This window comes from Kosmotoga sp., assembly GCF_982836095.1.
In genome coordinates, this window is sequence record NZ_CEYIHJ010000030.1 from 323 (window position 1) to 14,779 (window position 14,457).

Annotated in this window: 16 protein-coding genes; 10 read left to right on the forward strand and 6 right to left on the reverse strand. The window is 41.1% G+C overall.

What is annotated here, in order from left to right:
• The 6 genes from AC3LHT_RS03495 to AC3LHT_RS03520 all read right to left on the reverse strand — a co-directional run.
• The coding region (locus tag AC3LHT_RS03495) for an MFS transporter (protein WP_488661997.1) at positions 1–1,050 on the reverse strand (1,050 nt) is incomplete at its 3' end.
• Between the two features lie 86 nt (positions 1,051–1,136).
• Positions 1,137–1,964 carry a MurR/RpiR family transcriptional regulator gene (locus tag AC3LHT_RS03500; protein WP_290647328.1) on the reverse strand — a complete coding sequence of 276 codons (828 nt, stop codon included), beginning with the start codon at positions 1,962–1,964 and terminating at the stop codon, positions 1,137–1,139.
• A 3-nt stretch (positions 1,965–1,967) separates the two neighbouring features.
• Positions 1,968–3,173: a glycosyltransferase family protein gene (locus tag AC3LHT_RS03505; RefSeq protein WP_488661998.1), complete on the reverse strand. Its 1,206-nt coding sequence runs from the start codon at positions 3,171–3,173 to the stop codon at positions 1,968–1,970.
• 54 nt (positions 3,174–3,227) lie between these two features.
• Entirely contained in the window at positions 3,228–4,199 is a 972-nt protein-coding gene (locus AC3LHT_RS03510) for a carbohydrate ABC transporter permease (RefSeq protein WP_290647330.1), read from the reverse strand.
• Positions 4,193–5,077, reverse strand: coding sequence for a carbohydrate ABC transporter permease (locus AC3LHT_RS03515; RefSeq protein WP_290647331.1), 885 nt, complete (start codon positions 5,075–5,077; stop codon positions 4,193–4,195). Before AC3LHT_RS03515 ends, AC3LHT_RS03510 begins: the two co-directional genes overlap by 7 nt.
• A 55-nt stretch (positions 5,078–5,132) precedes the next feature.
• Positions 5,133–6,422, reverse strand: coding sequence for an ABC transporter substrate-binding protein (locus tag AC3LHT_RS03520; RefSeq protein ID WP_488661999.1), 1,290 nt, complete (start codon positions 6,420–6,422; stop codon positions 5,133–5,135).
• Between the two features lie 309 nt (positions 6,423–6,731).
• Between AC3LHT_RS03520 and AC3LHT_RS03525 the strand changes: the two genes are divergently transcribed.
• From AC3LHT_RS03525 to AC3LHT_RS03570, 10 genes are all read left to right on the forward strand, one after another.
• A complete protein-coding gene (locus AC3LHT_RS03525) occupies positions 6,732–7,109 on the forward strand; it encodes a DUF2089 domain-containing protein (RefSeq protein ID WP_290647333.1) in 378 nt (125 codons plus the stop codon).
• A 10-nt stretch (positions 7,110–7,119) separates the two neighbouring features.
• Complete coding sequence (locus AC3LHT_RS03530) at positions 7,120–7,482, forward strand: hypothetical protein (RefSeq protein WP_290666494.1); 363 nt, start codon at positions 7,120–7,122, stop codon at positions 7,480–7,482.
• 14 nt (positions 7,483–7,496) lie between these two features.
• Positions 7,497–8,453 (forward strand): DUF4097 family beta strand repeat-containing protein, encoded by a 957-nt coding sequence (locus tag AC3LHT_RS03535; RefSeq protein ID WP_488662000.1) that lies wholly within the window; start codon positions 7,497–7,499, stop codon positions 8,451–8,453.
• Positions 8,450–9,406: a toast rack family protein gene (locus tag AC3LHT_RS03540; protein WP_290647336.1), complete on the forward strand. Its 957-nt coding sequence runs from the start codon at positions 8,450–8,452 to the stop codon at positions 9,404–9,406. Before AC3LHT_RS03535 ends, AC3LHT_RS03540 begins: the two co-directional genes overlap by 4 nt.
• Positions 9,407–9,523: 117 nt before the next feature.
• The gene (locus tag AC3LHT_RS03545; RefSeq protein WP_290647337.1) at positions 9,524–10,048 is read left to right on the forward strand and encodes a cysteine hydrolase family protein; all 525 of its coding nucleotides are present in this window, start codon (positions 9,524–9,526) and stop codon (positions 10,046–10,048) included.
• Positions 10,045–11,343 carry a nicotinate phosphoribosyltransferase gene (locus AC3LHT_RS03550; protein ID WP_488662001.1) on the forward strand — a complete coding sequence of 433 codons (1,299 nt, stop codon included), beginning with the start codon at positions 10,045–10,047 and terminating at the stop codon, positions 11,341–11,343. Before AC3LHT_RS03545 ends, AC3LHT_RS03550 begins: the two co-directional genes overlap by 4 nt.
• A 15-nt stretch (positions 11,344–11,358) precedes the next feature.
• On the forward strand, positions 11,359–12,237 hold the full coding sequence (gene pdxS / locus AC3LHT_RS03555; RefSeq protein ID WP_290647339.1) for a pyridoxal 5'-phosphate synthase lyase subunit PdxS: 879 nt from the start codon (positions 11,359–11,361) through the stop codon (positions 12,235–12,237).
• Between the two features lies 1 nt (position 12,238).
• Positions 12,239–12,877 (forward strand): pyridoxal 5'-phosphate synthase glutaminase subunit PdxT, encoded by a 639-nt coding sequence (gene pdxT / locus AC3LHT_RS03560; protein WP_488662003.1) that lies wholly within the window; start codon positions 12,239–12,241, stop codon positions 12,875–12,877.
• A 183-nt stretch (positions 12,878–13,060) separates the two neighbouring features.
• The gene (locus tag AC3LHT_RS03565) at positions 13,061–13,438 is read left to right on the forward strand and encodes a helix-turn-helix domain-containing protein (protein ID WP_488662002.1); all 378 of its coding nucleotides are present in this window, start codon (positions 13,061–13,063) and stop codon (positions 13,436–13,438) included.
• Entirely contained in the window at positions 13,360–14,367 is a 1,008-nt protein-coding gene (locus tag AC3LHT_RS03570; RefSeq protein WP_488662004.1) for an IS3 family transposase, read from the forward strand. Before AC3LHT_RS03565 ends, AC3LHT_RS03570 begins: the two co-directional genes overlap by 79 nt.
• The last annotated feature ends 90 nt before the right edge of the window (positions 14,368–14,457 follow it).

Here is a 14,457-nt window from a genome sequence, read left to right on the forward strand (position 1 = left end):
CCCAACAATTTGCCCGAAAAACATGGCTGCAACGGCTCTTAACGAATTATTTAGAAGCCCATTTACACCTGATATAGTGGAAAGTTTCTCCTGGGGCAGTCGAGAGAAAACCACTGAATTTAATATGGGAACTGTTATATTCATGAAGACAAATCTAAATGCATAAAGCACTGTGAAGGTAAAGGGTTCTCTTATATAGGCGAGCGAAAAAATCAATGGTACAACTAATAATTGCATGACAAAGGCGAATTTTAGGGGCCCAAATTTTCTGCCTAACTTATGGGAGAAAACCGAACCTACTGCTGTACCAAGCTGAGCAATGGAAAGAGCAATGCCTATCATAGTTGCTGAAAGCCCAAAAAGATCTCTGAAAATGAGGTTTCCAAAATGGATGAATAATCCGGCACCAAAACCCACTGTGGCATTTGTTCCAAAATAAAGGAAGAGAATTTTCCATTGAGATTTTTTAATCCCCTTGAAATTGAATATGTCTTTCATAGAGCTCTTAGAATCTCTGAAGCTGATGTAAAACACGGGAATCAGGGAAAATAGGTATAAAGCCATTGAAATTACAAGCGTTCCTTTTAACCCAATTAAGTCACCAAACAGCCCACCGAGAAAATTTCCAAAAACCCCTGTACCCATTGAAATACCAAAATTCATACCGAAAATTCTTGCTCTGTTGCCCGGAACTGTTGCCATGGTTAGGGCAGCTGTGATAACGGTAAACCCTATTGAAAAGAACCCGCCCCTTAAAAAGGAAAGGATAAGCATTGTACTCTCAGGAAGCTGGAGGGTCATAAGAATACTTGTTATAGGGACAAAGATAGAAGCCAGTATAATCACCAGCTTCTTTCCTATTCTATCTGCAAGTATTCCGATAATAAGACCAAGTAGCGCTGAGCCCCATAAAGAAGCAGAGGTAATTGATCCAATGAAGTTATTGGAGAATCCCTGTTCTCTGAGAAAGAGGTTGAACACTACCCGGAACATTGAACCTCCAACACCTGTTATGGCTGTATATAAGACAAGTAAATATGCAGAACCCATGAGATCACCCTTGATAGTTAGATATGCTAACTATATTTTAGCATCAAAAAACCGGGGATGTATCCCCGGTCTGTGAAATTTTTCGGTTAGTAGCGTTTAGGTTTTAAGATTTCTTCAAGGCGATTGAAGTGCTTTTTTACAGTGAGGCCAAGTTCCGAAACCACGCATTTATACAATATATCCAGCACCAGAAGCTCCCCTATTCTGCTCAAGGTAAATTCGCTCTTCGAGGGTTCCTTTGTGGCAGTATAAAGCACGATATCCGCTGTCTCCACTATGGGCGAATTCATCCCCGACGTGATGACAATTGTGGAAGCACCGGCTTCTTTCGCAATCTGAAGAGACTTTATCGTGTCTCTTATGGTACCTGTATGTGATATTCCCACTACAAGGTCTTTTTCACCCAGTCCGGAAGCTACCATAACTTGTGTATGGGGATCTATATAACACTCTGTAGGTATGCCAAGCAGGGCAAAATTCAAGCTGGCACTCTCTGCGACTACTGCTGAACGGCCTACTCCAAAGAAGAGCACCCTTCTGGCATTTGTGATCATTTTTACAGTCTTCTTGAGTTCATCAAGATCGAGTACCTGGAGCGTTTCTTCGGCTATGTGAATATTATCCTGAAGCACTCCCCTCACGAAACCTTCAAAATCATTTGAAACCTTCTCGTAAATGCTCTCTTGCGGAACGCTCAGCTCACGTGCAAGGGTGATTTTGAAACTCTGATACCCGCTAAATCCTAGCTTTTTTACAAGGCGGTATACAGTCGCCTCACTGGAGCCAGAAAAATGTGCCAGCTCTGTGATGGTGTAATGAATTACGTCATCAGCACGTGTAATAATGTAGTTGGCAACTTTTTTTTCAGAGGTACCAAGGGAATCGTAAAGACCTTTAAGCCTTGGGATTATCAATACTCACCACTCCTTTATTAGCTCACCTTTCCTGCTGAGAAACAGCTCCATCATGTCTTTAATCTTTTCTTCGGCTTCGTTGGTGGAGAGATTCAGGGTCTTTTCAACGAAATCTGCAACCCTTCCAAAATATGCGGGTATCAATATAGAGATTGTGGATTCGCGGAGTTTTTCATTTCTAAAGAGGCCCGCCAGTTTGTATATGAGGGTTACCCAATTATCCTCGTTTAACTTACCGTTTTCCATTATGTTCTCGTATAAACCAAAAACCTCATCAGGCAATATTTTCTTCGCAAGGTCAAGGTTTTCTCTAATGCCTAATTTTGTCTTGGCTATAAGGTTTTCAAGATCTACTTCAAGAGGTTCAGGTACGACTTCAGGAATATCGCCATAAATTTCAGATTTCTCAATACTTGAAATTTTCATCCAATTTTCGCTATATTCTTCAATCAACGTAAAAAGTGTTCCGACAACCTGACTGAACATAGGGCCAAGATGCTTTCCGGGATCTTTCACATCATGAATTTTAGCACCAAGAGCTGCTTGCATTGGCCTAAATTTTGATTCGTTTATAGCGGTCGTTGTCATCCATATGTCAATACCAAACTTCGCTACATCGCTTTCCCAGATTTTTGGGGGTTTACTCATATATATATCGACCATTTCCAGCCCAACACCAAAGTCGCCACCAATAGGTTGACGGATTTCAAGACCATATAGTGCTGAGGTCAACGGATAGCATATGTTATTTGTTATTGTACCATCGTACTTGTGCCTGACATAATACGGGGTGACATAAGAGGTTTTTCCCTCAATTATCGGCTTCCCAAGTCTTTCAAGCCACCAGGGCTGAACACTTCTAAGGTCAGAATCGAGAAATATTGTCACTGGAGCCTTTAAAACCGCGGAGATTTCCATTACAGATCTCATGGCACTTCCTTTGCCGGGTATTCCTATATACTGAAAGGCTATTTTGGGTACGTTGCCAGTATCGGTAGCCATAAATGCTTCTATCGTCTTATCAGTTGAACCGCCATCTGAATTCACGATTAGACCTTTTCCATCAAAGAATTCTTCTATGCCTTTTGCAGCAATCTTAGCCACATGTCCAATTGTCTCGGCATTGTTATAACTAGGAATCCCTACAATAACTGAAATATCTCTGAAAGCACTTAATTTACTCTGAATTTCTTCGGGTACAGCGAACATATAATCTCCTCCTTGAATGTATCTGAAATTGTGATTTTCCAGTCTCGCTAATGGCTATTCTTTAACACCACCAACGGTAAGCCCTCCTGTGAGATATTTTTCCATCATTGTAAACATAATCACAACTGGAAGTGCTGTCACAACAGACGCTGCCATCATTTTACCCCATATAGCATGTGCTGAGTTGAATAGTTCATTAAGCCCAATTGGCAGGGTATAGTACTCCGGATAGGGCCGGACGAATATCGATGCAAAGAGGAATTCATTCCACCCTATCATGAAGGCGTATATATAGACTGTGATAATAGCCGGAAGTGACAAAGGCACAACAACTTTAAATATCGTCTGAAGCCTGCTGCAGCCATCGATAATTGCAGCTTCTTCAATTGAATACGGTATCGTTCTGAAATAATTTCCAAGCATGTACAGGGAAACGGGTAACGTTTGCACAACGTAGATTATTACTAGTGCAATATAGGACCTTGCACCAGAGCCAAAAAGTCCCAGTTTGACAAAAATTTGGTAAAGGGGTACGGCAAGTATTGTACCTCCAAATAGATACACCACAAGAACACTTCTCTGTATCATTCCTCTTCCTTTGTATTCAAGCCTGCTGAAAGAATACGCACCAAAAATGGCGATGATAAGGCTTATAAATGCCGAAATACCTGCAAGGAACAAGCTGTTCTTAAAAAACCTGATAAAAGGGAATGTCTCTTTCTTTCTCTGGGCTCCGATTTCTGCAAGGAATGCCTCTTGCTGTTCGGGAGGCAAATCTTTAATCAGTTCCATCATTTGTTGTTCCTCTTGAGACATTTCCTCCCTGATGGATTTTACCAGACCGAGCAATTCACCATATTGCCTAAGTGTAGGCCGCTCAGGAATGAGACCAGGTTCAAAAGCATCTGTATCGTAGCGAAAAGAAATAGACAGCATCCAGACAAAAGGATAAGCAACAAAAATAACCAAAAGGAGTACAAGTATATAAAAGCCAGTTTTTTTGGCGATGTTTTTCCTTCTCACCATTTCAACACCTTCTTCACATAGAACCCTATAAGTGCCATCATGCCAACAAAAAGAATCGTAGCAATAGCTGCGGCGACTCCTTGTTCAGGCACACCAAGAAATGCCTTTTCGTATATGTATATGGGTAAGGTTCCGGCAAATTTCGACATTAAATACACTTCATCGAACTTATAAAAATTCCAGATGCCTCTAAGCAATGCGACAGAGCCGATAACAAAATAAAGCTCTGGCAAGGTAATGTTTTTGAATTTCTGCCATGCATTAGCGCCGTCAATTTCTGCTGCCTCATAGAGTGTTTTTGAAATCGACTGAAGTCTCGAAAGAATCATCAAATAAACAAAGGGGAAGTTCCTCCAAACGTTGAATATTGTAACAACCCAGAAGGCATTGTTAGGGTCGTTTATCAAATCAACGCCGGAATCTATTAAGCCAACAGTTGAAAGCATCCTTATTAATGGCCCATCTATCGGTAGAAAAATATATCGCCACGCAAAAACAATGGCTATCAATGGAGTGATATATGGAAGTAAAAGGAGCGCCCTAACAAAAGCCCTGCCTATGAAATTCCTGTTCATCATCAATGCCACGACCAGACCAGCAAGAATACTGCCGACAACCGTAAGAAGGGTAAAGGCAAGGGTCTTTCCAAAAGATACCCAGAAATCGGGGTCAGTTAATACATTTACATAGTTCTGAAGACCAACAAAAATGTTAGATTTTCCTGGACTTATGGAAACGTCATAAAAACTGAGATAGATGTTGTAAATTACCGGATAGACTATTAGAGCTGCGATTATGATAATTGTGGGTATTATCAACTTCCAGCCAAGGTTTCTTTCTTTTATCTTTAGCGTGCCAACTTTTACCGATTGCGCCATCAAGCACCTCCAAAAAACCGGCGGCAAAAAGCCGCCGGAGGTTAATCAACAAAAATCATTTGCCAAGAATTTTTTCAGCTTCTTTTTGAGCCCATGCTGCAGTTTCTTCAGGTGTCCAGTCGTTGGCAAACATGTAATTGATAGCCTTTCCGATGATAAATGCACCGGAAATCTTGCTCATATCAGTTATGACATGCCCTTCATAGAAATCAAATCTCACAACGTTTTCCAGAGCGGAAATTATTTCCTGTATCTTTTCACTACCATACCTTTCAAGAACAGGATTTTCAAGGAATTTCGGATTTGCAGCAATGGATTTCCTCGTAGGATTCATTCCACCGGGAGCCATATGCAGCCAGTATATGTAGTTGTTTCCAGTCATCAAGAACTTGACAAATTCCTTTGCTTCGATCCTGTTTTTTGTTCCCTCAAGGATACCAAGGGCAACAACCTGGCCATATGAACTTGGCTCTGTATTGGTCATGTAATTTGCAAAGCCTGTGTTTTCAACGAGTTTTGGATCAAACTTGTCAATTCTTCCCCTTTGAACTTCTTCCACAGCTATATCATCCATGATGTAAGTGGAATAGAAAATCATCGGGGCTTCGCCAGCAAGATATCCTTTTAGAGCATCCAATACTGTTGTATAACCCGGTTTTGAATATTTGCCAAGTTCTTTGTAGAACCTAAAAGCCTCTATCATCTCGGGTGTGTTAAAGGTTATATTACCTTCGAGGTCAATTGGTCTGGCACCATTGGCAAGGGCAACTTCAGTAAAGACCTGTTCGGCATAAGCATCAGCTTTTTTGGGAAGAATGATACCATAGATACCATTATCCGGATCATTGAGTTCTTTCGCTGCCTTGAGAATGTCTTCCCAGGCGATAGGTGCTTTAAGGCCCTTGGCATCGAACATGTCCTTCCTGTACCAGATTCCCTGCACCCATGCATGGAAAGGAATCGCGTAATAGCCACCGCTGGCGTTAGATAGTAACCTTGAAGCGCCTGTGTAGACATCACCAAATTCGTTGATTATATCCGTTGCTAGCTTTTCAGCCAGAAGCCCTTCGCTTCCGAGAAGGAGCATAGGTTCAATACCGCCTTCAATAACATCTGGTAAGGTCCCGGAGGCTTTTGCGATGGGAATTTGCTTGAGCAAATCGTTTTCCTCAACAGGAACAACTTCCACTTCTACACCGTATCTGATCTTAAAAAGTGTAGCAAGGGTTCTGATCCTTTGAAGCCTATTGCTTTCAACCTCAGTTGTCCAGAAGGTAATCTTGGCTGTAAAAGCAATACTTGCAACAAGAATCACCAAAAGAGCAATCACAAGTACTTTTCTCATAATTTCCCTCCCCTTTCAAGGCCTTTTAGGCCGAAGTTAAGAAGAATATTTTCACCATATTATAAAATATGAAGATTTTTTTCACCAGCTTCTTTATATACTACTATCGCTGATTACCATACAAGAACAGGGATTATATTGAAAATTCTCATGTTTTTGAGCAATTTCGTTTTCATATCTAAAAAAAATGATTTTTTAGGTATAAAATGGATATTTTTCATATCGATATAAAAATTATTGAACTACAACTTGACATTTATAAATCAATGGGCGTATAATGAAGATACAAGACCTCGAGGAGGTGTTTATATGAAGGGGAAAAAAATCACCAACTGTCCTGTTTGTGGCGAAAAGCTCGTTATAACCGAATACCACTGTGATAGCTGCGGAACTACAATTAGAGGTAGGTTCGAGCTCGATGAAATCATGAGACTCTCACCCGATCAACTTTATTTTTTGAAAATCTTCATCAAGAATCGCGGTAATCTTTCAGAAGTTCAAAAAGAGTTGAACATTTCATATCCCACGGCTAAAAACAGGCTTGAAGATATTGTACGTTCCATGGGCTTTGAAGTGGCTGAAGACGAGAAAGAGGAAACTGTGAAAATACTCGAAAAGCTGGAAGCAGGGGAATTAAACCCCAGTGAAGCTCTTGAAATGTTAAAAAAAGTCAAAAAGAGAAAGTGAGGTGCAGCTGATGAATAGAGAAGAAGTATTAAAAGTCCTCAGACTCGTTTATGATCACAAAATCAATCCTGAAGATGGATACAATCTTATCAAAGAAATCATTGAAGAAGCAGAACCTGAGTACAGAGCAAGGGGAAGGAAGTTGAGCATCCTAGTGCTGGATAAAAATACCGGCGAAAAAAAGGCGAACATCGTGATCCCGGCAAATCTTGCTTCTTTTGCATCCAGATTCTTAAAAAACAAGAATATACGCGCTAACGGAGTGGACCTTGACATTGAACTCGACGAAATGATTAAGGAAGTTCTGAAAACATCTGACCCTATCGAGATTGATGCCGAAGATGTCAAAGTCATCATTAAAATGATTAGCTGAGAGGGGGAGAAAAAATGCTTAAAGAATTCACATATGACCTTTCAGAAATAAAGAATTTGAAAATAGCCGCTGCCTCATCAGACATTAATTTGATGTCCACTTTAGAAAGTAATTTGAAAGTAACTGTCGAAACGGACAAAGAAGATTATGAACCATGGATTGAAAGACATGGCTCTTTCTTTGAACTCAAGCTCTCAAAGAAAAGGACACAATGGGGCTTTTTAAATCTTTTCGATAATGAGGATGTCGAAAGCGCAAAAATATTCGTCCCATCCAATATAACTTCATTACATATCGCGGACGCTTCAGGGGATCTTGAGATTAACGACCTCGATCTTGAATATTTGAAAGTTTCCTCAGCATCGGGAGATATAAAAATCGAGAACACAGCCTCCGGTCAATTAGACGTGAATGTGGTAAGCGGTGACATAATACTCAAAGCAACAAATTTCAATGACGGTGCTTTTAAGAGTGTCTCAGGTGATATAAGCGTTGGCGTCTTGCCACCTGATAAAAGAAACATAAAAATATCCACAGTTAGCGGTGATGCAGTTTTCACTTACAGTGATGTCCCATCACTTAGCTTGTACTTCTCAAGCGTGAGCGGCGAAGTGAGTAGCAGATTTCCCATCAACAAAGACGGAAAGCGCTATTACACAGAAGGTGGAACTCAAGCGGAAAAAATTCATGTTTCCAGCGTTTCAGGTGATCTTGTGCTTAAAGTTTCGAATTCACGAACAGCTGTAAAAGAACCAGTGAAAAGAGAAAAGGAAACCATAATAGACGACAAAGAACTTGACGAAGAAACCGAAAAGACATTGAGACTCTTTGAAGAGGGCAAACTAACTGAGGAATACACAAGACAAATTCTTGAACTCATAGGATACACTAAAGAGGAGATAGACCGTTTGCTCTCACTGGAAAACATAAATAACACCGAAAAGGAAAGCAAGGGTGGTGAACAGGCGTGAAAATCGGTGCGATAATTGCCATATTTATAGGAATAGTCATCATACTATCAGGAATAAGCTCAATTGCCATTTCTTTCTGGTTTGTTGTGCAGCTGATATTTGCTGCCTTGTTCTTGAACAGTGGTGTGAAAGTTTTCAAATATCCCAGCGGTGAGCATCTGGGAAGTTTAATTTTCTCTGGCATACTGATAATTGACGCTTTTGGTTTCTGGGGAGTTAACTGGGATTTTTGGGAGCTTTTCATAGCAATGATAGGCTCTTACCTCGTTGGCTGGGGGCTTATGTCTATCTTTGGAAATTCAAGGTTCATGAAGAAAAGCCCGAAAAGCTCAAGGCAGAATTTATCAATATCGAGACCTCTCGAAGCTGATGAATATGAGGTAAACATCGATGCGAATTTAACCAAAGTCCTACTCCTGGATACCCAGAGAGACAAGGGCATCGATGCCACACTTGGGTTTGATAAAAAAAGCTTTTCCGGTAGTCTGACTTACAACAAGGAAGGCAAAAATGCAGTGATAAAAGCCAAATGTAAAGCAAAAGCTGGTGTATCAAGCGTTCTGACAAAATCAAGAATAAATATCGAACTGAACAGTTCACCTATTGTCAGGTTCAACGCTACTCTTGACGGTGTTGATGCTGTACTAGATTTTTCAAGTATCAAACTGGATAATGCAACGATAAAGTCAAACATCTCGCGCCTTTCTATAGTACCTTCAAAATTAAGGGACTCAAGAATTGATATCGACTGCGAAATTACATCTCTTAACCTCAGGGTTCCCAGAGATGTTGGAATCACCATCGTCCATCAGGGTGAACTTAACTGGAACAGCTTTGATGAGCTGGTTTATAGAGAAGATGGATACGTTTCTAGAAACATAGAAAACGCAAAGAAAGTTTGCCAGGTGTTCATTAAGTCAGAAATGTCCAAGCTTTCCATCGACTGGATATAATACGCCTTCGCAAGAGAGAGAAATATACACGAGGAGCTTTACGCTCCTCGTTTTTTGGTTTTTTTCTTCCATTGAAGGGATTTGCTTTCTGAGTTAGAATCATATAGGGGTGGTAGAGTGAAAGCACTATTGATCATTGACCTTCAGAATGACTTTGTAAAGCCCGGTGGGGTGCTTTATTCCAGAGGCATCGAAAAGGTAATACCAAAGATTGTTTCTTTGGTTGAAACTTTTAAAAAAGAAAAGCTCCCTATTATAACTACAATGGATTGGCATGCAGCACATGATCCGGAATTTGAAAAATGGCCACCTCATTGTGTAGAGAACACAGAAGGTGCCACTCTTGTAAAGGAACTTAGCAATTCTTTGAAATGGTATGAAATGCATTACACGATAAAAAAGAGAAGGTACAGCGCCTTTTTTGGCACAGAATTTGATGAGCTTTTGAAAAGATTGGATGTTGAAGAAATCCACGTTGTAGGAGTAGCCACAAACATCTGTGTGCTCTTTACAGTAGAAGAACTATGCAACAGAGAATACAAAGTGATTTTACACGAAAATGGAACCGCTTCATATGACGAAGAATTGCACAAATTTGCACTGAGAGAAATGAAAGAAGTTTTGGGAGTTGAAATTTTATGAAAAAAAGGTTGGATCCAAGAATTTTTAAGGTACCAATCGACAAAATAAGGGCAGGTTATTATTCCGATAAGTATTTTACCCGCTATGTGACTGTTCTAAAACGCGCAGGTAAATCTACAAGGGTGCTATATCAGTATTTTCCAAGAAAAGACGCGGTTGTTGTGGGAATTGACGAAGCCCTGGCGATTCTAAGATTTGGGACAGGCTATTATAGTGACGAAGTCCGTGCGGAAGAGCTATTCAACGAAATTTTGAAAGTCGAAAAGTCCATTCAATTTGCGGCATGGGAAATGAACAAAAAATCCCTGATAAATCTATCTGAAAAGAAATGGGCATTGAAAATGCAGCTCAACAGCTTATGGGTGGATAAGTGGGAAGAAATCGAAGTAAAGGCACTTTATGACGGAGATAATGCCAATAATATGGAGCCGGTGATGACCATAGAAGGTGACCCACGTTATTTCGGTTACCTTGAAACAATCTTACTTGGTGTGCTTGCTCGCGCTTCTTCAACTGCCACCGCTGTAAAAAAAGTAGTAAAAGCATCAAAGGGTAAACCTATATTATTTTTTAGCGCACGGTTTGATCACTTCTGGACACAGGCTACAGATGGCTATGCAGCTTTGAAAGCAGGAGCTTTTGGTGTTTCAACCGATGCCAATGCGGATTATTGGGGTGTTGAAAGTATGGGCACAATTCCACATGCGCTCATTGCTGCATATAACGGCAGCACAGAAGATGCTGCCATCGCCTTCGACAAATACATAAAACCTTCCGTTAACCGAATTGTGCTTGTCGATTGGGATAACGATGTGATAAATACGACTTATAGAGTCATAGGAAAATTTTATGAAAAGGCAACAGGAGAAAAGTTCATCCTTGGAGAAAGTAACCCCTCTGTTGTAATTGGTCCCGGAAAAGGTAAGATTTGGGGTGTAAGATTCGATACCGCTGGAAGTCTACGCGACCGTTCTGTGGTTCCAAAAGACGCTTCATCTCTGGGCGTCTGTCCTGAACTTGTATGGACAGCAAGAAAAGAGTTTGATAAAAATGGCATGCAAGAGTTGAAAATAGTCGTAAGTGGCGGGTTTGATGCTGAAAAAATCGAGCTTTTTGAAAAACTTGAGGTACCGGCAGATGTTTATGGAGTTGGTTCGAAGCTGCTAAAGGATAAAGTGGATTTTACCGCTGATGTAGTAGAAGTCAACGGCAAAGTTTGTGCAAAATACGGAAGAACCAAAGGCGACCTTTCCCGTTTGGAAATAGTCAAAAAGAATTATTGGGAATGCGAATAAAGAGAGGTGTTGAAAATGGAAAAGAAAGGTACATGGGCAGTTAAGAAAGGTTTCGCAGAGATGTTCAAAAATGGTGTAATCATGGACGTAACTACTCCTGAACAGGCGAAGATAGCTCAGGAAGCCGGCGCAGTTGCCGTTATGGCATTGGAAAGAGTCCCCGCAGATATCCGAAAAGAAGGCGGAGTGGCAAGGATGGCAGACATTCGCCTAATCAAAAGCATCATGGAAGCTGTATCGATACCTGTAATGGCAAAGGTCAGGATTGGCCATATCGCCGAGGCAAGAATACTCGAAGCGATAGGGGTTGACTTCATTGACGAATCTGAGGTGCTTACTCCTGCCGACGATAGGTATCATGTTGACAAGCATCAATTCACCGTTCCTTTTGTATGTGGTGCAAGAAATCTTGGTGAAGCTGTCAGAAGGATTGCCGAAGGAGCTGCCATGATAAGAACCAAAGGCGAAGCGGGTACGGGAAACATTATCGAAGCCGTAAAACATATGAGAACAGTTAACGAAGAGGTCAGAAAAGTAAAACTCATGTCCGACGAAGAATTAGTTCACTTTGGCAAGGAAATAGGAGCCCCTGTTGAAATTCTAAAACAGGTAAGAGAACTTGGAAGGCTTCCTGTAGTCAATTTTGCCGCTGGCGGTGTCGCAACTCCTGCTGATGCTGCTCTTATGATGATACTTGGTGCCGACGGTGTCTTTGTAGGATCAGGTATTTTCAAATCCAAAGACCCCAGGAAAATGGGAAAAGCCATTGTGGAATCTGTTCTGCATTGGGATGACCCGAAGATACTCGCCAAGATAAGCGAAGATATCGGACAGCCCATGGAAGGCAAAGACATCGAGGAATTGGATGTTAAACTTCAGGAGAGGGGCTGGTAACTTGAAAATCGGGGTTCTCGGCATTCAAGGTGATATTCAGGAGCATCTGAAGATGATTGAAAAGCTGGGGCATGAAGCTATATGGGTAAAACGACCCGAACAGTTGAATAAGCTTTCAGGTCTCATAATGCCCGGGGGCGAATCTACTACTATGATAAAACTAATGAAAAGATTTGAAGTCTGGGAACCCCTTCATCAAATGCTTTGGAACGGTTTTCCAGTTTATGGTACATGTGCTGGTCTTGTCTTACTAGCTTCTGAGATAGAGAATTATCCTAATCAGGATTCGTTGAAAGCACTTCCGGTAAAGGTAGAACGAAACGGCTATGGGCGTCAGGTAGACAGCTTTGAAGTCGAACTTAATATTCCCGTTCTTGGAGACCAACTATTTAATGCTGTATTCATCAGGGCACCTATAATTGTTAAATGGGATAAATCAGTAGAAGTGCTATCGATTTATAAAAAAGCTCCCGTGTTGGTAAGGCATGATAACATACTCGCCTCTTCTTTTCACCCAGAGCTCACCGAAGATACAAGGATACACGAATATTTCATAAATGAAATTGTTGGAAAAGCAGGACGCTGGCAAAACCTCGGAAGCAAAGCGCCAAAAACCGAGAGTAGTAAGAGCAGGGTTTAGGGTACCGAAGAACGGGTTTAGGGTTTAGTAAGAACCAGACTCCAGACCCGTGTTGCTAAAACGCGCTATGAATTGCTAACGCAATTGCTCTGAACTCCTGCGGAGTTGCCCTCGTAATCACCCCCTAAAGAAATAGGACAAGGGATAACGAAGTGATAGTATGAAAGAAAAGGGGGCGAAGGGATGAGAAGCAGAGCAGAATATTCAAGGGAATTGAAGTTAAAGGTGGTGAAGGAATACGAAGAGGGCCACAAAAGCACAAGAGAAATCAAGGAAGAATACGGGATACCAGATTCTACATTATGGGGCTGGATAAACAAATACAGAGCAGAGGGAGAAAGTGCTTTTGAACCGAAACTCAGAGCTGGCGATTTCATTGTTGATCCAACGAAGATACCGCCCGTTCTGTACAAAGAAATAGGACTTGACAAGATAAAGAAAGACCCAAGAGAACTAAAAGGGGTTCTCAACGAAATCGAGAAATACAAACTCATAATAGCGGAGAAAGAATTGGAAATAAGGTTGCTAAAAGAAGCGCTAAAAAAAACGAGAAAAGACTAGCAATTGACCTTTTCGCTGAAACATATATGGGTTATGGTTTTTCAACCTCTTATCTTTTGAGAATCTTTGGAATAACTAGAAGCAGTTACTATCGCAGGAAGAAACCGGTATTCTTTCTCAAAAAGGCAAAACCAGGTAGAAGGCGCAATTACTGTCTAAAGACAAACGGTGAAAAGTTCGAAGATAAAGAGCTCGAAAGACTACTCAAAGATATATACGGCAGAGTGGATCCATATGAACCGGAGTATTATCTGAAAGTGCTTGGAAGCAAGAAACTCAGCAAGTATTTTCTGAATGAATTTGGGATAATAGTGAACCACAAGAAAGTACACAGATTGAGAAAGAAACTGGGATATGTCAGGAAATACTGGCCGAAACAGCACCATCCAGTTAGGCGTTCAACCCAACACGAGATAGACAGGACAGGAATACTATGGGAAGCAGATATTAAGTACATATCCACAATTCAGGAAGGAAATATAGCCTTATTGGACATAATAGACATCTATTCAAGAGAAATAGTGGGTTCATATCTTGGGAAGAGCTGCAAGTGCAAAGATTTTACCCGAACGCTGGGAAGGGCAATGCTTTACCAAGAAAGGATACCCCAGCTGATCCGTACGGATAATGGGAGCCTGTTTACGGCTAATTACACCCGAGGATATCTTGAAAAGAACGAGATAATCCAAGAATTCGGGATAAAGCACCACCCTGATTCCCAGGCTTTTATTGAATCACAGCATTCGAATGTGCAAAGGGAATTTGTGGCTATGAACGTGTTTGAGAGAGCGGAAGACGTTTACCGGAAATACCAGGTGTACATGGATTTCTATCATAATCTCAGACCACACGGCTCTTTGAAATACATGACACCACAGGCCTTTAAGAAACACTGTAGCATTTCAATGATTCAATCCGTTAAAGCTTGATCTCGTTATCCCTTGTCCCATTATTGGGGGTCTGACCGCTTTGAACTTCTAACGAAGTTGCCATGAACCGCTTCGCGGTTGCCTTGAACT